This window comes from Halobacterium hubeiense (assembly GCF_001488575.1).
In the GTDB taxonomy this organism is placed as follows: domain Archaea; phylum Halobacteriota; class Halobacteria; order Halobacteriales; family Halobacteriaceae; genus Halobacterium; species Halobacterium hubeiense.
Genome location: NZ_LN831303.1, coordinates 84,113 through 100,670 on the forward strand (window position 1 = coordinate 84,113; position 16,558 = coordinate 100,670).

At 66.5% G+C, this 16,558-nt stretch carries 20 protein-coding genes and 2 pseudogenes; 7 read left to right on the plus strand and 15 right to left on the minus strand.

Translation table 11 applies throughout. The features are described 5' to 3' along the window. Positions 1–165 precede the first annotated feature (165 nt). A complete protein-coding gene (locus HHUB_RS13590) occupies positions 166–1,275 on the plus strand; it encodes an NAD(P)-dependent alcohol dehydrogenase (RefSeq protein ID WP_059058820.1) in 1,110 nt (369 codons plus the stop codon). Positions 1,276–1,421: 146 nt separating this feature from the next. On the opposite strand, the gene HHUB_RS13595 is transcribed toward HHUB_RS13590, so the two are convergent. Further along, positions 1,422–1,637 (minus strand): hypothetical protein, encoded by a 216-nt coding sequence (locus tag HHUB_RS13595; RefSeq protein ID WP_059058456.1) that lies wholly within the window; start codon positions 1,635–1,637, stop codon positions 1,422–1,424. A 345-nt stretch (positions 1,638–1,982) separates the two neighbouring features. On the opposite strand from HHUB_RS13595, the gene HHUB_RS13600 reads away from it, so the two are divergent. Next, a complete protein-coding gene (locus HHUB_RS13600) occupies positions 1,983–3,377 on the plus strand; it encodes an outer membrane protein assembly factor BamB family protein (protein ID WP_059058458.1) in 1,395 nt (464 codons plus the stop codon). 18 nt (positions 3,378–3,395) lie between these two features. Here HHUB_RS13600 and HHUB_RS13605 read toward each other — a convergent pair whose 3' ends face one another. Then, positions 3,396–3,890: a hypothetical protein gene (locus HHUB_RS13605; protein ID WP_059058459.1), complete on the minus strand. Its 495-nt coding sequence runs from the start codon at positions 3,888–3,890 to the stop codon at positions 3,396–3,398. A 108-nt stretch (positions 3,891–3,998) separates the two neighbouring features. Between HHUB_RS13605 and HHUB_RS13610 the strand changes: the two genes are divergently transcribed. Further along, positions 3,999–4,649 (plus strand): hypothetical protein, encoded by a 651-nt coding sequence (locus HHUB_RS13610; RefSeq protein WP_059058460.1) that lies wholly within the window; start codon positions 3,999–4,001, stop codon positions 4,647–4,649. 289 nt (positions 4,650–4,938) lie between these two features. After that, positions 4,939–5,739: a TrmB family transcriptional regulator gene (locus HHUB_RS13615; protein WP_059058462.1), complete on the plus strand. Its 801-nt coding sequence runs from the start codon at positions 4,939–4,941 to the stop codon at positions 5,737–5,739. Between the two features lie 32 nt (positions 5,740–5,771). On the opposite strand, the gene HHUB_RS13620 is transcribed toward HHUB_RS13615, so the two are convergent. After that, positions 5,772–6,068: a HalOD1 output domain-containing protein gene (locus tag HHUB_RS13620; RefSeq protein WP_059058463.1), complete on the minus strand. Its 297-nt coding sequence runs from the start codon at positions 6,066–6,068 to the stop codon at positions 5,772–5,774. A 305-nt stretch (positions 6,069–6,373) separates the two neighbouring features. On the opposite strand from HHUB_RS13620, the gene HHUB_RS13625 reads away from it, so the two are divergent. Beyond that, the gene (locus tag HHUB_RS13625; RefSeq protein WP_059058465.1) at positions 6,374–7,162 is read left to right on the plus strand and encodes a TraB/GumN family protein; all 789 of its coding nucleotides are present in this window, start codon (positions 6,374–6,376) and stop codon (positions 7,160–7,162) included. Here the strand turns inward: HHUB_RS13625 and HHUB_RS13630 are convergent. Then, positions 7,159–7,395 carry a DUF2171 domain-containing protein gene (locus tag HHUB_RS13630; protein WP_059058467.1) on the minus strand — a complete coding sequence of 79 codons (237 nt, stop codon included), beginning with the start codon at positions 7,393–7,395 and terminating at the stop codon, positions 7,159–7,161. The genes HHUB_RS13625 and HHUB_RS13630 overlap by 4 nt on opposite strands. A 184-nt stretch (positions 7,396–7,579) precedes the next feature. On the opposite strand from HHUB_RS13630, the gene HHUB_RS13635 reads away from it, so the two are divergent. After that, the gene (locus HHUB_RS13635; protein WP_059058469.1) at positions 7,580–7,765 is read left to right on the plus strand and encodes a hypothetical protein; all 186 of its coding nucleotides are present in this window, start codon (positions 7,580–7,582) and stop codon (positions 7,763–7,765) included. A 105-nt stretch (positions 7,766–7,870) separates the two neighbouring features. Here HHUB_RS13635 and HHUB_RS16710 read toward each other — a convergent pair whose 3' ends face one another. Then, positions 7,871–8,032 (minus strand): hypothetical protein, encoded by a 162-nt coding sequence (locus HHUB_RS16710; RefSeq protein ID WP_157534009.1) that lies wholly within the window; start codon positions 8,030–8,032, stop codon positions 7,871–7,873. Positions 8,033–8,242: 210 nt separating this feature from the next. On the opposite strand from HHUB_RS16710, the gene gfo6 reads away from it, so the two are divergent. Beyond that, a complete protein-coding gene (gfo6, locus tag HHUB_RS13640; protein WP_059058471.1) occupies positions 8,243–9,313 on the plus strand; it encodes a D-xylose 1-dehydrogenase Gfo6 in 1,071 nt (356 codons plus the stop codon). Between the two features lie 17 nt (positions 9,314–9,330). Here the strand turns inward: gfo6 and HHUB_RS13645 are convergent, their stop codons facing one another. The 10 genes and pseudogenes from HHUB_RS13645 to HHUB_RS13685 all read right to left on the minus strand — a co-directional run bounded on the left by HHUB_RS13645 (position 9,331) and on the right by HHUB_RS13685 (position 16,555). Next, on the minus strand, positions 9,331–9,900 hold the full coding sequence (locus HHUB_RS13645) for a hypothetical protein (RefSeq protein ID WP_059058473.1): 570 nt from the start codon (positions 9,898–9,900) through the stop codon (positions 9,331–9,333). Beyond that, the gene (locus HHUB_RS13650) at positions 9,893–11,167 is read right to left on the minus strand and encodes a divalent metal cation transporter (protein ID WP_082687265.1); all 1,275 of its coding nucleotides are present in this window, start codon (positions 11,165–11,167) and stop codon (positions 9,893–9,895) included. The genes HHUB_RS13645 and HHUB_RS13650 overlap by 8 nt, the downstream gene beginning before the upstream one ends. Before the next feature lie 109 nt (positions 11,168–11,276). After that, positions 11,277–11,942 carry a thiaminase II gene (tenA, locus tag HHUB_RS13655; RefSeq protein ID WP_059058477.1) on the minus strand — a complete coding sequence of 222 codons (666 nt, stop codon included), beginning with the start codon at positions 11,940–11,942 and terminating at the stop codon, positions 11,277–11,279. Positions 11,943–12,008: 66 nt separating this feature from the next. Next, a pseudogene (locus HHUB_RS17370) lies at positions 12,009–12,200 on the minus strand (DUF7342 family protein); the annotation flags it as partial. Between the two features lie 91 nt (positions 12,201–12,291). After that, entirely contained in the window at positions 12,292–12,789 is a 498-nt protein-coding gene (locus tag HHUB_RS13660) for a type II toxin-antitoxin system VapC family toxin (protein WP_238324098.1), read from the minus strand. A 6-nt stretch (positions 12,790–12,795) separates the two neighbouring features. Beyond that, positions 12,796–13,104: a hypothetical protein gene (locus tag HHUB_RS13665; protein WP_059058480.1), complete on the minus strand. Its 309-nt coding sequence runs from the start codon at positions 13,102–13,104 to the stop codon at positions 12,796–12,798. A gap of 194 nt (positions 13,105–13,298) precedes the next feature. Further along, positions 13,299–13,532, minus strand: a pseudogene (locus tag HHUB_RS17590) (DUF7342 family protein); the annotation flags it as partial. 22 nt (positions 13,533–13,554) lie between these two features. After that, positions 13,555–14,424, minus strand: coding sequence for a universal stress protein (locus HHUB_RS13675; protein WP_059058483.1), 870 nt, complete (start codon positions 14,422–14,424; stop codon positions 13,555–13,557). Between the two features lie 140 nt (positions 14,425–14,564). Then, complete coding sequence (locus HHUB_RS13680) at positions 14,565–15,443, minus strand: ABC transporter ATP-binding protein (RefSeq protein ID WP_059058485.1); 879 nt, start codon at positions 15,441–15,443, stop codon at positions 14,565–14,567. Then, positions 15,443–16,555, minus strand: coding sequence for a FecCD family ABC transporter permease (locus HHUB_RS13685; RefSeq protein WP_059058487.1), 1,113 nt, complete (start codon positions 16,553–16,555; stop codon positions 15,443–15,445). The genes HHUB_RS13680 and HHUB_RS13685 overlap by 1 nt, the downstream gene beginning before the upstream one ends. Positions 16,556–16,558 lie beyond the last annotated feature (3 nt).

Below are 16,558 nucleotides of genomic sequence, written 5' to 3' on the forward strand. Positions count from 1 at the left end.
ACAGCCGCCTACGGACTCCAGCTCCCGTAGTCGTCGGGTTAGTTCCGCCTCGTCCCGAATGACTCAGCTCTGAGGTCCCGGTAGTCCTACTCGCGGCGTTCGTGGGTAGCACTCAGCCCCCAAATGACTATGAGCAGTCGCTGAGAAGTCGATAATGAAATGTCAATTGAGATTGAGGCCGCGGTGGTGCACGAGGAGAGCGGTGCGTTCGAAATCGAAGACGCAACCCTCGAAGAACCGCGGACCGACGAAGTGCTCGTCCGCGTCGTCGGCGCGGGCGTCTGCCACACCGACCTGATCGTCCGCGACCAGCTGTATCCGACACCTCTCCCGGCAGTGCTCGGACACGAGGGAGCCGGCGTCGTCGAGCGAGTCGGGTCGAACGTCAGCCGAGTCGAACCCGGCGACCACGTCGTGATGAGTTTCGACTCCGATGGTACCTGCCCGAGCTGTCGGGACGGCCACCCCGCGTACTGCGCGTCGTTCTTCGAGCACAACTTCGGCGGCGCCCGTCCGTCAGATGAGACCTCCCCTATCTCGCAGAACGACACACGCGTCAGCGGGCGCTTCTTCGGGCAATCCTCGTTCGCGACGCACGCAATCGCGACCGAGCGAAACGTCGTCCCCGTCGAGGACGACATCCCGCTAGCGATGCTCGGCCCGCTGGGCTGTGGCATCCAGACCGGCGCGGGCGGCGTCATCAACTCGCTGGACCCGCAGGCCGGCTCGTCGATAGCTATCTTCGGCGCCGGGTCGGTCGGCCTGTCGGCCGTCATGGCCGCCGACATCAAAGGCTGTACAGACGTCATCGCCGTCGACCTCAAGGGGAACCGCCTCGAGAAAGCCAGTGAACTCGGCGCGACACAGACGCTGAATCCCGACGAGGTAGACGACGTTGTCGAAACACTACAGGCGGACTACGGCGGGGTCGACTACGCCCTCGAGACGACCGGTGTCCCAGCGGTCGCTAAGCAGGCCACTGACGTACTCACGCAGCGTGGAACAGTGGGGGTTATCGGCGCCCCGGAACTCGGGGCGGAGGCCAGCTACGATGTCAACGACCTCATCCTGAACGGCCGAAACATCACGGGCATCGTCGAAGGCGACTCGGACCCCCAACAGTTCATCCCCGACCTCATCGAGCTGTACCGGCAGGGGAAGTTCCCCTTCGACGAGCTCATCACCTACTACGACTTCGAGGACATCGAACAGGCGGTCGCGGACTCCGAGAGCGGGGAGACTATCAAACCGGTTCTCCGCGTCACCGACGCGTGAGACACAATCTCGGTCCAACTGCGACGACTGCCTGACTAAACGGAACGGCCGGTATCGCGCCGAATTCAGAAGTATGCTGGTCGGGCTACGTTCTCGGGGGGACCGGCCCGGAGGGTGACCCCCGAAAACGTCCGACCACTCCACTATCACGCGACGGCGGGGTCTTCGCCGCGGTTGTAGTGGAGGTACGCGAGCGTCGCGATGACGGCGGGGAAACCGATTGCGAGAACGAAGTCCAGATTCCCGAGGTCGAGGACTCTCAGACCCCCACCGATGGCCAGGAGAGCGCCGACGACGGCGAACCCAGTGATTGCGGCGTCGATGCCACTGTAGCCCGCTTTGGTCGTGTTGCTTACATCCAAGCGTGAATAACTCGTGATAAATATTACCGGGGTTGGGACGCAGACGCCCGCAGCGATTCGCAGTACAAGTCGGCTGCCCCGCCGGGATAGAAAATATACGCAACGAGACAGTATCCATAGATATGGCCAGCGACGATGGCGGGGATTCCGAGGGCGAGCCGGAGAAAAACGAGTGGCTCGACCGCATCGTCAACTTCCTCGCTACCTACCTTCCCTGACCGAACAGCACATCCACCGGACGCTCGTCTCGCGGTGGCGGCCGCTCGGACGAGAGTGCTGTAGGGTTACGAGCGACGCTGCGAACCGTCGCTGGGTATTTCACCGTGAGCGAACACGGAAACAGTGATGCCCTCCACGTCTCGCCGCGACGCCCTTCGATTGCTCGGACTGGCCGGCGTCGCCAGCGTCGCCGGCTGTAGCGCGCTCGGACTCGACTCGGGACCGAACGAGCAACCACCTGACGCGCTCGGGACGTCGTGGACGCCGGCCGCCGACAGCTGGCAGTTCCAGGCCGCGGATTTGCGGAACACGGCACAGAGTCCACACGGCGTGGGGACGCGGCCGACTGTCGAGTGGGAGAACCACCGCCCCGAGGACCGACTGGGTCCGTTGCTGTCCGGCGAAGTCGTTGCCGCGACGCCGCAGCGAGTCATCGTGGCCGGCGAGTTCGAGAACGAATTCCGGCTCGACGCCTACGACGCCGTCGCCGGCGACCGCCTGTGGAACCGACGCGTCGAGGACTCGTCGGCCAACTACGGTCGGTTCGGCGGGCTCGTGGACGGGACGATGTACCTGGCCGGGAGCGGCGCCGAAGTCGTCGCCGTCGATGCGGCCGACGGGACGGTCCACTGGCGGCGTGACCTCGGCGAACACGTCGCGAGCGAGATTCCCGGGAAGTACCTGTCCGCGCCGAACAGTGCGGCGGACTTCCCGGCGCTGTTCGCGGCGACCCCCGAAATCGTCTACGTGCAGAGTCCGTACGGGATTCACGGGCTCTCGCCGGTGGACGGCGCCGAACAGTGGCGGGTGTACCTCGGCCGGCAAACCGAGAACCCCGCCCTTGAGAAGCCGTACGGGCTGGCCGTGACCGACCGACGGGTCTGGGCGAGTTACGGCGGCCGCGTTCGCTCGCTGTTCGCGGTCGGGGTGTCCGAGGACGGCCCGGAAGTCAAGCGGGTGGAACTGCCGCTGGAGTTCCCATCGACGCCGGTCGCCACGGGCGACCGACAGGTCGCGCTCACCCACGATGTGACGTGGGGGACGAGACCCGTGGAGACGCTGGCCGTCGGGGCGACGAGCGACGGAGTCGAGTGGCAGTTCCCGGGACACGCGGGCGACGGCGCGGCCGCCTACTCGCCGCTGGCGACGGACGGCGAGCGCGTGTTCGCCTGTGTGAGCCACGAACAGCCCGCGCAGTTCGTGGCGTGTGCGGTGCGCGCGTCGTCGGGGAAACTCGAGTGGCTGCACCGCGAGTCGCTGGCGAACGAGGACGTCGCGGTGAGCGCGGGCCGCGAGTTCCGGCTCTGCCGCCCCGTGGTCGCCGGCGACACGCTGCTCGTCGGCTACGGAACCGCGCCCGAGCGAGAGCGCGGACACGGCGAAGTTCTCGCGCTCGCACGCCGAGACGGCGGCGTCGAGTGGCGAACCGACCTCTCGGTCGCCCCGCAGGACCTGCTGGTGACGAGTAGCGGGCTCTACGTCGGCGGGCAACAGGGAAGCGTCCTCGCACTGACCGGCTGAGCGCGAGGAGACGGCGGCTCACTCGCGGGCGAGGAGGTAGCCGACGAACGCGCCGAGGGCGACGGTGCTACCGTACGTCGGGATGAGACCGAGTACGCCGAGGAGAATCGGCGTGAGGACGAACAGGAGCAAATCAGAGAGCGCCTGCACGAACGGGGAGGCGCCGGCCACCGGCTCGAACGGATTCCCGCGGGCGACGACGACGGCGACTTCGAGCGCGTAGAACGGAACGGGGAGCGAGAGCAGGCCGACGAGCGCGCCGACCAGTGTTCCGCGAGACGGAGAGCCTGCGCCGCCGAGGCGCCCCCAGAGCAGCCGCGCGAGCAGGTAGCCGCCGAGGAAGCCGCCGACGACGAACAGCCACAGGAGACCCGGCGGCGGGGAGAACCCGCGTCCCGCGAGGAACGCTCGGACCGGGGCGAGCAGGATGAACGCGAGCGCGAATCCGCCACCCGTGAGGCCGAACGTCCACGCGGGGTTTCGGCGGGCAAGTTGCAGTGCCGTCTGTGCCATACGCATCCGAACGCTGACTGACCGAATAACTATTCTCCCGGCGGCCCGGTTCGGGGTCACTGGCGGCCCACCAGTAGGAATATTGGAGTGCCGTCCCGACGAACAGCCGTGCCCTCCACGAGCGACGTCGAGCGACCGTCGGCAGCGGTGAACGTCGTGCAGCGGTATCATCGACGCGAGCGACTGCTGAGTGGGGTCCTCCCGGTAGTCGTCGTGGGACTGTTCCTCGGGACGTACGTCGTGGCTTCGCTGGCGCCGGCGGTGGTCGTCGGCGTCGCTCTGCTCGTGGTCGTTCGCGCGCCGATACTCCAGCCGTCGGGGACGGTACGGCTCCGAACAGAGGCGGACGTAGCGACTGTCGTCGATGCGTTCCGCGGGCCGACGCCGCCGGTACTGGCGTTCCAGTGGGGAATCGCGGACGAGATTGCGACCGGCGACGAGGGAGTGACGTACCGGATGTCGTATCTGTTCGGGGCGCGCTCGACGAGGATGACTGTCCAGCCCCGGACGGAGACGACGTCAGCGGGCGCGCGGCGAGTGGAACTCGAAGTCACTGCGAACGACCAGCCGTGGGCGACGTACACCGCGACGATTCGCCGTGAAGACGGGCAGACTGTCGTGGACGTGGCGTACCGCTCGGACCGACGGTTCGGGCTGCGCCGCCTGCCACAGCAGTACTACGCCGAGCGGTACCGGGACGAAACGCTCACCGCGCAGGGGTACGCGGTCGTCGAACGCGACTCGCAGTTCGGCCCGTGAAACTCGAAACGGGCTTGTGAGCCACTCGTGGCCGACCTCGTACCCGTTCGGCCGACAGAATTTCGCCGCTCCTCGGCGTACCCCCGCCAGTGAGTCGTCTGCGAGGGAGTTCCGCCGAGGTTCTGTGACGCTAATCGTCACAACACACTCGGAGAGCGAGTTAAATCGGCTTACAACCGTGGTAGGACGCGCCTAAACGGAATAGTCGTGATATTAATAGTGACAAGCCATTTCCGTTGTCCCGTTGTACGAACGATAGACGCCCTTAAATCGAGATGGGTTGGATATAATGAGCAATTCAAGAAATATCGAGGAGGCGATAGAGGTGCTTCAGCAACTGGGGCTGAAGGAGTACGAGGCGCGGTGCTTCGTCGGGTTGACGCAGCTGGACTTCGGGACGGCGAAGAAGCTCAGCGAGCTCACCGAAGTACCGCGAACGCGAGTGTACGACGCGATTCGCGTGCTGGAGGCGCAGGGGCTGGTCGAAATCCAGCACTCCAGCCCCCAGCGGTTCCGAGCGGTCCCGCTCGACGAGGCGACCGAGACGCTGCGGGACCAGTACGAGGCCCGCGTCGAGCGACTGCAGGACGCGCTCGAAACGGTCGCCGTCATCGACGGGGACAGCGAGGAGGACGTGCAGAAAATCTGGGCGATAACCGGGAAAGAGGGAATCGAGAACAGGACGAATCAGCTCATCGACGACGCCACCGAGGAGGTCGTGTTCGTCATCGGCGACGAGGCGCTGTTGACCGACGACCTCGTCGAGGTGCTGACGAGCGTCGACGACGACATCGAGTTGATGGTCGGTGCGCTGACGAAGTCGCTACAGGAGCAGGTACAGGAGGTCGTGCCGAACGCGACGACGTTCATCTCGGGGCTGGAGTGGCTGCACGGGGGACAGACGACCGAGGACGAGACGGCAATCGGCCGGCTGCTGTTGGTCGACCGGTCCACGATTCTGGTGAGTACGATCATCCCGGACACCAAGAACGAGCAGGCGATTTTCGGTGAGGGGTTCGGGAACGGGCTCGTCGTCATCGCGCGGCGGCTGATGGCGCAGGGACTGCTCCCCGCCCGCGACCCCCAGTAGCGGACACCCCGAGCGCCGAGTCGAGCGCAGTGCTACTCGCCGGGAGTCGGTGGTTCGTCCGCCGCGCCGCCGAAGGCCGTCCGGAGCGGTCGAACGGTCAGGAACTCGCCGTTGTCGATAGTGACGCGGCAGTCGGCGTAGACGAACGTGAGGTGGCCGCCGGTCCGCGGCGTCCCGTCGAACGACGCCGAGAAGAGCGCGTCCAGCGCGTCGGGGTCGACGACGCGGGCGAGCAGCGGGGTGGAACCGGGGCTGCACCCGGTGACGGCGGTCACGGCGCGGACGACGGCCATGCTCACTGACTCGTCGTCCTCGATTTCGTACTCCATACCCCCACTCGGGGCGGGAGCACGAAACCAACCTCGGTTTTCACCCGAATAATCAACAACGCGTCCGTGCGGCCCGTTCAGCGACTGACTCGAATAATCACAATAGGCCCGTTACCGCCGGGCCCGTACTGGGTACTATTGAGCGACTACGAAACCATAGCCGTGCCAGTCGGACCCCGCACGAACCGCCGTCGTGCCGGACTGAGTGAGACCGGACTGGCGGGGATAAGTGATACCGAGCGACGGGCACCGGTCGGTACGGCTAGGCCGGCACTCGACCGGCTGCGTCATCCCGGACGCCAGTTGTGACCGTCTCAGACCACACTCGGACGGCAGACACGTCCCTCGACGGCGTTAGCGCTGGCGACCCGCGACTGAACGACGAGTACGTCCGCCGAGTCCAGTTGGGAAGCCACACCGTCGTGCTCGTCGGCGTCGTCCACGACCACCCCACGAGCAGCTACCGGGTCCGAGCCGTCGTGGACGCCTTCGAACCCGACGTGGTCGCGGTCGAACTCCCGAATCTGCTCGTTCCCGCGCTCGCGTCGTGGGACGAGACCGACACCACGGGCGGCGAGATGGCGGCCGCCATCCGCGCCGCGATGCCCAGTCCAGCCGTCGGCATCGACGTCCCCGGGCGCCATCTCTACCGCGCGCTCCGCAGCGAGCAACGCCGACAACAGCCCGGGCTGAGAACGCTCCTCCGGACGGCCCGCTCGTTCGGTCAAATCGCGGTCCACGCCGCACTCGGCCGGCTCTCCCACCAACTCGGAGCGTACGGGGTCCCCTGGATGCCGTCGGTCGCGGACCTCGAAGACGAGCACAGTTACGGCCTCGGCGACGACGCCTCGCCCGCCGAACAGGCGGAAAACGAGGGCGCACACCTGCTCCGCAGTGAGACGATGCGCCGGACGCTGGACCCGCCGGCCGCGACGAAGTTCATCGACGGCGTCAGAGAGCGGTTCATGGCCGACCGGCTCCGGCAGTTGCGAGACGCGGACGTGGTGGTCGGCGTCGTCGGCTACGGCCACCTCGATAGCGTCGCGAAAAACTGCAGGTCGAATCTGGGTGAGACGGACCCGGGGACGGCCTAGTTCTTCAGTTCGACGCCGTCCTCGGTGATCGAGTCGACGTCCGAGTGGTCGAGCGTGTACATCTCGTCGGTCGCGTCGCCGAGGACGAGGCGCGTCCGGATGCTCTCCGAGAGGCTGGACTCCGGTTTCACGTGTGCTTTGCTTCCCTCGACGGTCTCGATGGTGCCGACCTCTTCGCCGTCGGCTGTTCGAACCGTCATTCCCTCGTCGTTGTTGGTGAACGGTCGTGCCATAGTAGTACAGATGCACCGGTCGGGTACATCCACTTGTTCGGGACACGCGACACGCGTATTGTATTGAACACGCTACGTGACGGTTCGCTCGGGTTACCCCGACTCGTCGCACGAGGCCGGGGCGAAACCGAGTCGGCGAACGGAATGGCGGCCGGGTTGTCGAGTAAGAGAGACTTGCACGTCGGTGCCACGTGGCATCGCTGCGCCACCGCTCGGCGCGGACTCGTTCGAGTCGGGCGACGCGCTCTTCGACACCATCTACGGGAACCTCAACGACGACTTCATCGGGCGCAAGTTCTACGACGACCGCGGCGGCAACCAGACCGCGCCCTCGGCGTCATCCGGTGAGGACCGAGACCAATCGTTCTAGGTGGTCCCTGACGGAGGGTTCGTCAGTGTGGGTTCCACGGTGGGTTCTTCGAGACCGCTCAGCGAGCAGACCCGTCTCAGTTGAGGAGTTCGAGAACGCCGCCGCTCAGGCGGCGAAGAAAGCCATCGCAGCGAGTAGCAGGACGAAGCCCAGGAACGGGAGCAGGAACCAGACCATGTCCCACCAGCTCGACCCAGCCGAGTCGTCGTCGGAGGGCTGTAGCGAACCCGGCGGGGAATCGGCCATGGCGCTTCCGGGGTCGTTCATACCTGAAATGTTCGAGTGCCCACGGTAAATACTTCGTGTGGGACTGTTCGGAGCAACGTCGGTCAGCGCCGCGTCTCTCGTCGAGGTGGGTTTCTGGTGGCTTCGCGGAGCTGTGAGGAGTGGTTTGCATTGGTGACCGTAGCCGTACGCCAACTGTTGATAATCGTACCATACGTGGGAACTATTTGTCGCGGGTAGAATGTGTCGCCCATGGAAGTCGACCTCGACAGGTTCAGCCGACGTGACTGGGAGGAGCCCACCGACGCCGACCCGATTCGGTTCGCCATGGTCGGGCTCGGGTGGTGGACGCGCGAGCAGGCGATTCCCGCCGTCGAGAGCGCCGAGTACTGCACGACGACGGCGCTGGTCAGTTCCAGCACGGAGAAGGCCGAGGACGTCGCGGCTGACTTGGAGGGCATCGAAGCGACGCTCACGTACGACGAGTACGCCGACGGCGAGGCGAGCGACGCGTACGACGCGGCGTACGTCTGCACGCCGAACGGATTCCACCGCGAGCACGTCGGCGCCGCGGCCGACCACGAGAAGGCAGTCCTCTGCGAGAAGCCCCTCGAAGCGAGCGTCGAGGACGCGCGGGCGGCCGTCGATGCCTGTCAGGAGGCGGACGTCCCGCTGATGGTCGCCTACCGGCTCCAGACCGAGCCGGTCGCTCGCCGCGCGAGAGAGCTGATTCGGGACGGCGCCATCGGCGACGTCGTCTCGATAGTCGGGCACATGTCGGACACGGTGCTCGACTCCGTCGACGAGACGAGCTGGCGCTTCGACCGCGACCTCGCGGGCGGGACGACGCTCAACGACATCGGTGTCTACCCGCTGAACACGATTCGATTCATCCTCGAGGAGGACCCGCAGGCGGTGTACGCCCGGACGGAGTCCGAGCAGCCCGCCTACGAGGGCACTGACGAACACGGGGCGTTCCAACTCGAATTCTCTGAGGGCACGCTCGCGTCGTGTACGGTCTCCCACAGTGCGTCACTGTCTTCGAGTCTCCGGTTCGTCGGCACCGACGGCGAGCTGAGCATCGAGGGGCTGTTCTTCCCGACCACGCAGAAAGTGCTGCGTGTGTCCGGGCCGGGCATCGAGGGCGAGTTCCGGCCGGAACCGGTCGACCAGATGCGCGAGGAGTTCGACTACTTCGCCAACCGCCTCCAGCGCGGCCTCGACCCCGAGCCCGACGGCGAACACGCCATGGTGGACATGCGCGCCATCCGCGCGTTCTACGAGTCCGCCGAGAGCGGCAGCCGCGTCGAACTCGACCTGTGAGGCGGGCGCACAGTCCTTCAGCAATTGGTGGCTGACGAGAGCGCGCGGGTTCGGTCGGCCCACTCTCGGAGTGCCGCGAGCGCCTCGCGCTCGCGCCGGGAGACCGGGTCGTCGGTGCCGAGCGACTCCCCCTCGTACGCGTTCAGGACCGCACAGGCGGCCTGCTCGCAGTAGGCCGCGAGCCGACGCGGGGCGAGCACGTCGGCTTGGAGGGGGATGGTGGCGTCGTTGACGAAGACGGCGGCGGGGTCGTCGGGCGCGGCGTCGAGGAGGCGGACCGCGCGCTCGGCGTTGTCAGCGGCGAGCGCGGCGGCCTCCGCGTCGGTCTCACCCGCGGTTCGTGGTGCGTGCGCGTCCAGAATGCCGTGCCAGGCGTCGTCGGGGACCGTCGTGAAGCGGTCGAGGCGGCCGCCGAGCAGCGCCCCGTTGCGTTCGACTTCGGGCGCGAACTCGAGGACGGCGACGCCGGCGGCGCCGTTGCGCTCGACCCACGCGTCCATAGCGCGGGCGGTGAGTCGGGTCTTCCCGGCCTGCGAGGGCCCGACGAGGAGTGTCGAGCCCGTGAGCGGGACGCGACGGTCACTCATTGGACGCGACGGGACCGGCCATCGACAGCCGGACGTACTTCGCGACGAGTGCGACCGTCGCCGCTGTGAGGACGACGGCGAACGCGAGGATGGCCCCGGAGAGGGCGTCGACGCCGCCCGCGACCTGTTCGGCGACGAAGTTCGCGGCGAGCGCGCCGGTGACCGCCAGCAGCGCGAGGCCGCCGAGGTTCGTGAGCGTCGAGGGGGACTCGGGGACCGCCGCGGAGTTCAAGAGGTAGAGCACGACCACGATGGCGAACGGCGTGCCGACGGTGCCGATGGCGAGCACGAGCGACAGCTGGCTGAGGACCGGCCCGCCGATGAACGCGCCCGGCGCCGAGAGGAGCGCGGCAGCGACCAGCAGCCCCCTGTAGCGGTCGTCGTCGACGGTCGTGTCCCACCCCTGCTTGTCCGCGAGGAGGAACGGCGGGGCCATCGTGTTCCCGCCGAGCGTCGAGACGGCGGCGCCGAGCAGCCCGAGCAGGAACAGCCACTCCGCGTACCGGCCGGCGAGCGGGCCGAGCGCGCGAGCGGCCTCGACGGCCGAGAGGTCGCCCGTGGTGAGGACGCTCGCCGTGACGAGGAACACCGCGACGCTGTAGGCGCCGAAGGCGACGAGCATCGACGCGCCGACGTCGAACGTCGCGAGGCCGTACTCCTCGACGGTCCACTCCCTAGCGCGCATCGTGTACGAGTGCATCGTAATCAGGGTGATGTGGACGGCGCCACCGAGGACGCCCGCGGCGACCAGCGCGCTCCCGGACGGGAGCGCGGGGACGAGGCCACGCGCGGCGGCACCGGCATCGACGGGCACGACGAACAGCGACGCGAGGAACGCGACCACGACGCCGGCGACCAGCGCTTTCGCCACGACTTCGAGGAACCGGTAGCCACGGGTGGCGAGGCCGACGGCCAAGACGACGGCCCAGACGACGCCCCAGATGCGAGCGTCGACGCCGGTGATGGTCTCGGAGACGGTTGCCACCGTCTTCATGATGAGGAGCTGGGCGGAGCCGGCGGCGAGCACGACGTCCAAGACGAGCAGCCACGCCCAGCTGTCGCCGAGGTGGTCCTCGACGACCGCGACGATGCCGCGTTCGGTGAGGAGGCCCAGCCGCATCGCGAGATACTGGGCGAACGCGCCGGCGACGGCCGACAGCACCACGACCCAGAACAGCGCGTAGCCGTACCCGCCGCCGGCGGTAATCAGTGACGCCAGCGACGCCGGGCCCGCGGCGATGGCGCCCGCGACCCACGACGGCCCCATCCGCTGGAAGGACTCCCGCAGCGTCTGCACGGAAGCGACCCCGCCGGTCCGGTCGCTCACCGGCGACCACCCCTGTCGTCGCGAGCCAGCACGGGCACCCCGTGGACGGTCACAGCGACCACTCCTCCTGCCGCCAGGCGGCGTCCCAGAAGCGGTACTCGTAGCGGGCCGACGTCTCGAAGCGCTCGCGGTAGCGCTCGCGGTCCGCGTCCGTCGCGTTCGCAGCGACGTCGTCCATCAGGGACTTGCACCACTCGGTCAGTTCGGTGAACTCCTCGCCGGCGTACATGTGCACCCACTCGGCGTACCGGTCGTCGTCGGGAGTGCCGCGCTCGGCGAGTCGCTTGCCGGTCTCGTTGAACCCCCACATACAGGGGAGCAGCGCGGCGACGAGGTCGCCGAACGTGCCGGTCGCTGCGACCCGCACGAGGAAGTCGGTGTACGCCCGGGTCGTCGGCGACGGCTCGGTCGCCGCCAGTTCTGCTTCCGAGACGTCGAACGCCGCAGCGTACTCGCGGTGGAGGTCCATCTCCGTGTTCAGCGTCGAGTCCAAGAGGTCCGCGAACGTACCCATCCGTTCGAGCGTGGGCGCTTTCGCCGCGCCGTGGGCGAACACGCGCGAGTATTCAATCAGGTAGACGTAGTCCTGCCGGACCCAGTACCGGAATGGCGCCTCGTCGAGCGTGCCGTCTCCGAGTGCTTCGACCATCGGGTGAGAGGCGATAGCGTCCCAGATGGGGTCGGCGACCACTTCCAGTTCGTCCGTGAATGCCATGTGCGCCCCTCATGCGATACCCAGTGAAATACTTGGGTGGTACAACTGGCAAATAATCGCTCGCGGCTCTTCGATGAACGTGCGGATTTCCTCGAAGAGCAGTCGCGCGTAGTCCGGCTGGTAGCGCGCCGTCTGGCCGGCCTCAACGCGACGCAGCTGGCCCTGATCGACAAGATCCGGAAGTCCCTCGTTGGTCGTGCTTCAAGCGGCGTCGGCCTGTTCGCTGACCCAGTTCACAGACCGCGGTTCGCGAAGCATCTCAACGACCGCCCGAATACGGTCGCGGGCGCTCTTCGACTCAGTTCAGGACTGGACGCCATTCGATGAGAATTCGGGCATACTCGGCACTTCAGTCCTGACTGCGATATGGGAGCGTTGTCACGTCGAACGCATCGTAGTGCCGGTCGTACGTGAGGATGTGATCGACCTCTAATGCCTCTATATGCGCTGCAACAGTAAAATCAGTAAGTGACGCATCAAGGTCGGTCCACTCGATGAACGTCGCTTTCGCGTCCTCGAAAGCGTCCTCGGGGACGGATTCTGACTGATACAGCGTGCTCTCGTCAATCGTCGTCAGGAACGTGGCTGCGTTTCGCATCGACGCTTGCTTTTTCAGCCGGGTTGCGGCCTCGTCGACGATGTGATCGTTGACGATGAGACGACGATAGGGGAGGTCACCGTCGCGGACGAAGGCCATGAACGCCCGCGAGACTGCGTGCAGCTGATCTTGGGGATTGAATAATGCGTACAGGAACTTCGGGCCGACAAGGACCTGATGGCGGACGTTCCCTGGGCGAAAATGCTCGGCTGTGACCGTGCCGATCGGGGTTTCGACTGGTTCAGCCATTTACGGTCAGGATTGCGACGGGTCGTCGGCGAGCGTGAACGATTCGTCGCTGCCGTGCCACTCGTCGACGAGATCGTCTTCCTCGCGAGCGTCCGTCGCCGACGACGCTGAAGGGGACTCGTCATCAAGGTCGTCGAGGACGGTGAACGCCGGGTCGTTTGGGTCAGCTTGCTGCTGGCGTTCGATCCACTCGAGAAGCGCCTCGTGGCCGGCTTCCTTCAGCGAGAGGCCGTGTTCTCTCGCAAACTCTCGGAAGCGTTCGTATTCGTCCTCGTTCAGTTCAGTTTGAACGTGCTTGGTGTCGTTACTGCTCATAGAGGCCCCATTGCTACTCTCATCTACTTTCTCATGAAGTATAAGATGTTCGCATGACTGAGTTCATGAGCTACTTCAGGTTCCGTTTGGCAGATTTCGAAAACAAGCCGGTTTGTGGCACCAAGGCAGTGAAGGCGGTCGTCCTTCTCCGGATTCGGACAATACCGGACTTCCATCCTTCCAGCGAATTGCCGCTACTGGCGACGGGAACTGATGTAGTCAATCAGCTGTTCGCGAGCAGCTTCGACATCCGAGGAGAGCGCCAACGCGTGCCTTATGAACTGGCAGTCATCCAGATTCTCCTCCCAGCGCGTAATCACGCCGCGGCGTTCGTGGAGTTCGGCACTTGCGAGGTTGCCGTCGGCGAGCGACTGTTCGAGCTCCTCGCGGGTGTTCTCCTCGATGAGTGCCCGAATCTCCTCGAAGACACACGAGCGACCGGGAATGCGGTCAATCAGGGTTCGCGACCGTAATCACGGGGACCGGTGCTGTACGGACAGTTTGCTCGGCGACACTCCCCAAGAGGATTCGCTTGACGCCGCGGCGGCCAGTCGTCCCCATGACAATCGCGTCGATGGCGTGGTCGTCCACGGCCGCCGTGATGACGTCTGTCGGCGCGCCGTGTTCGACGTGGGTGTGAACCGCGGGGACGTCGTAGCGTTCGGCGGCCGCGGCAACGGCTTCAACGGCATCGTGTGCGGGCTGCTCGAGTTTCTCCGTCGACAACACGGAGCGGACGTCGGGCCCGAGTGAGACGTCGTTGACGACTGAGACGACGTGAACGGTCGCGTCGATAGTCGCTGCGAGTTCGAGCGCGTGTCTGGCTGCGTGGAGCGCGGTGTCGCTGCCGTCCGTCGGGACGAGGATGTTCTCGTAGGGGAACGCGAGCCGGCCGCCGGCCCGTATGCGAGCGGTGAGAACGGGCACGCCGGACAACCGTACAACCTTCTCCGTGACACTCCCGAGCAGGGACCGGGATAGTCCCTTGCGCGCGTGCGTCGGCATCACGATCAGGTCGTAGTCGTACTGGTCGGCGTACTCGACGATGGTCTCGGCCGGGCTCCCCTGGACGACGTCAGTCCCGTACTCGACGTCCAGTGACGCGAGCGTCCCTGCAGCGTCCTCGACGATAGACTCGCCTTCCTGTTCGAGGGCGTCGACGACGTCCCCGCCGATGACACTGACACTGTCGCGACTCGTATCGGCAACGAACAACACCTGTACAGTAGCCCCGGTTCGGCGAGCGAGTTCCGCGGCGTGCCTGTGCACGTCGGTTACGGAGTCGCTGTCATCGACGGGCAGGAGAATGCGGTCGTACATGGGTGCGTAAGGGTGGCTTTGCAATCCAATGCCATAGTCGTTCGCTACGGAGGACAGTTCCGGGTGGGGTAAAGCGATCGTTCGGACTGATACGGCTGAAGGAAGCAGGTCGATTCTGACCCGCGGAAAACGGAGTGCAGTCAGACGGCCTCGTCGTCACCGAGCGGTTCGATCGGAACGACCTGCGGGCCGTAGTCCGTCTCGATGACGGTCGCCTCGATGTCGAACACCTCCGCGAGGAGCGGTCTCGTAATCACCGTCTCTGGGGGGCCGCGAGCGTACACCGAGCCGTCCCTGAGCGCGACCACGTTGTCGGCGTACCGCGCCGCTTGCGCGATGTCGTGGAGGACGAGCACGACTGTTATCTGACTGTCGTCGCGCAGCGCCTCCACGATCTCCATCACCTCCAGTTGGTGGTGGGGGTCGAGGAACGTCGTCGGCTCGTCCAGCAACAGCACGTCGGTGTCTTGGGCGAGCGCCATCGCGATCCAGACGAGTTGCGTCTGCCCGCCGCTGAGCGTGCCGACCTCGCGGTCGCGGAGGTGCTCAACGCCGGCCATCGCGATGGCCTCGTCGACGGCGCGCTCGTCGCTTTCGGTCTGGGATTCGAAGAACCCGCGATGGGGGTAGCGCCCGCGTTCGACGAGCTCCTCGACGCTGATGGTGTCGGGGGCGGTGTTCTGCTGGGAGAGCCGCCCGAGCTTCCGCGCGAGCTCCTTCGAGTCGAAGGAGTCGACGTGCCGGCCGTCCAGCAGGACGCGACCGTCGTCGGGCTCCAGTCGGTTCGCCAGTCCCTTCAGCAGCGTCGACTTGCCGCTGCCGTTCGGCCCGATGAGCGCCGTCACCTCACCCTCGGGGACCGCGAGAGTCTGCCCGTCGATGACTGGTTCATCGGTTGTTGGATATCCGACGACGAGTTCGTCCGCGTCGAGCGCCGTCCGCGACGCCGCCTCGTCCGCGCCAGCAGCCGAGGAGTCGCGACCCGACGCGCGCTCACGCGGCCGCTCGTTGTCCTGCATCACACTTCACCCAGGTTCTCGGTCTTCCGCATCAGGTAGAGGAAGTACGGGCCGCCGACCAGTCCCGTGATGATGCCGACCGGGAGCTGGATGGGGTTGAGCGCGAGGCGCGCGCCGACGTCGGCACCGACCAGCAGCGCCGGCCCGAGGAACAGACACCCGAGCAGGAGCCGCCGCGAGTCGCCGCCGACGACGTTACGGACCATGTGCGGGACGATGAGGCCGACGAAGCCGATGAGGCCTGCGACCGCGATGGCCGCCGCCGTCGAAAGCACGGCGATGCCGGCGACCGCGAATCGCATCTTCTCGACGGGCATGCCGAGGGAATCCGCCGTCTCCTCGCCGAGCGCGAGCACGTCCAGCTCCTTGGTCACCACGAACGCGAGCGCGAGCGACAGCAGCGTGAACGGGAGCGCGATGCGGACCTCGCCCCAGTCGGTGTTCAGCAGCGACCCGGAGAGCCACGCCTGCGCGGACATCACGGTGCTGAGGTCGTCGATGAAGAAGAACAGCGCGCGCTGGACGGATCCGAAGACGGTGCCGACGATGACGCCCGCCAACACGAGCCGGACGGGGCTGGTGCCGTTCTTCCACGCGATGACGTACACCAGCAGGAACGCCGCGCCGCCGCCGATTGCCGCCAGCACCGGCACGAACGGGAGGAACTCGGAGAACGCCGTCAGCACGACCAGCACGACGAGCCCGGCGCCGTCGCTGACGCCGAGAATGTAGGGGCTGGCGAGCTCGTTCCGGGTGATAATCTGGAAGATGGCGCCGGAGACGGCGAGGTTCGCGCCGACGAGCACGCCGACCAGAATCCGCGGCAGGCGGATGTTCCAGACGATGTGCTGTTGCTGGGTGAACCACTCGGGGTTGTCCGCGCCGAGCAGGAACGCCCGCCACGCTTCGAGGCTGAACAGGACGCCGGGGTCGAAGACCGCGCCCCACGCTTCCGAGAGCGTCAGCGGGAACGCGCCGAAGCTCACCTGCAGGAGTGTCGCGCCGACCAGCACTGCGATGCTCCCGAGCGCGACGCCCGCCAGCGTCGAGCTAGCGTACCAGCGGCTGGCTGCCGCACGGCGGTCCGCGAGCCGGTCGAAGAGTTCCGCCATCGG

Excerpts from the sequence above, each read along its gene's own strand:
- HHUB_RS13600 (WP_059058458.1), top strand. The coding sequence starts at position 1,983 with ATGCCCTCCACGTCTCGCCGCGACGCCCTTCGATTGCTCGGACTGGCC.
- HHUB_RS13645 (WP_059058473.1), bottom strand. The coding sequence starts at position 9,900 with ATGAGTGACCGTCGCGTCCCGCTCACGGGCTCGACACTCCTCGTCGGG.
- HHUB_RS13660 (WP_238324098.1), bottom strand. The coding sequence starts at position 12,789 with ATGGCTGAACCAGTCGAAACCCCGATCGGCACGGTCACAGCCGAGCAT.
- HHUB_RS16710 (WP_157534009.1), bottom strand. The coding sequence starts at position 8,032 with ATGAACGACCCCGGAAGCGCCATGGCCGATTCCCCGCCGGGTTCGCTA.
- HHUB_RS13605 (WP_059058459.1), bottom strand. The coding sequence starts at position 3,890 with ATGGCACAGACGGCACTGCAACTTGCCCGCCGAAACCCCGCGTGGACG.
- HHUB_RS13665 (WP_059058480.1), bottom strand. The coding sequence starts at position 13,104 with ATGAGCAGTAACGACACCAAGCACGTTCAAACTGAACTGAACGAGGAC.
- HHUB_RS13680 (WP_059058485.1), bottom strand. The coding sequence starts at position 15,443 with ATGCAGGACAACGAGCGGCCGCGTGAGCGCGCGTCGGGTCGCGACTCC.
- HHUB_RS13675 (WP_059058483.1), bottom strand. The coding sequence starts at position 14,424 with ATGTACGACCGCATTCTCCTGCCCGTCGATGACAGCGACTCCGTAACC.
- HHUB_RS13685 (WP_059058487.1), bottom strand. The coding sequence starts at position 16,555 with ATGGCGGAACTCTTCGACCGGCTCGCGGACCGCCGTGCGGCAGCCAGC.
- HHUB_RS13650 (WP_082687265.1), bottom strand. The coding sequence starts at position 11,167 with ATGGGGCCGTCGTGGGTCGCGGGCGCCATCGCCGCGGGCCCGGCGTCG.
- HHUB_RS13630 (WP_059058467.1), bottom strand. The coding sequence starts at position 7,395 with ATGGCACGACCGTTCACCAACAACGACGAGGGAATGACGGTTCGAACA.
- HHUB_RS13615 (WP_059058462.1), top strand. The coding sequence starts at position 4,939 with ATGAGCAATTCAAGAAATATCGAGGAGGCGATAGAGGTGCTTCAGCAA.
- HHUB_RS13620 (WP_059058463.1), bottom strand. The coding sequence starts at position 6,068 with ATGGAGTACGAAATCGAGGACGACGAGTCAGTGAGCATGGCCGTCGTC.
- gfo6 (WP_059058471.1), top strand. The coding sequence starts at position 8,243 with ATGGAAGTCGACCTCGACAGGTTCAGCCGACGTGACTGGGAGGAGCCC.
- tenA (WP_059058477.1), bottom strand. The coding sequence starts at position 11,942 with ATGGCATTCACGGACGAACTGGAAGTGGTCGCCGACCCCATCTGGGAC.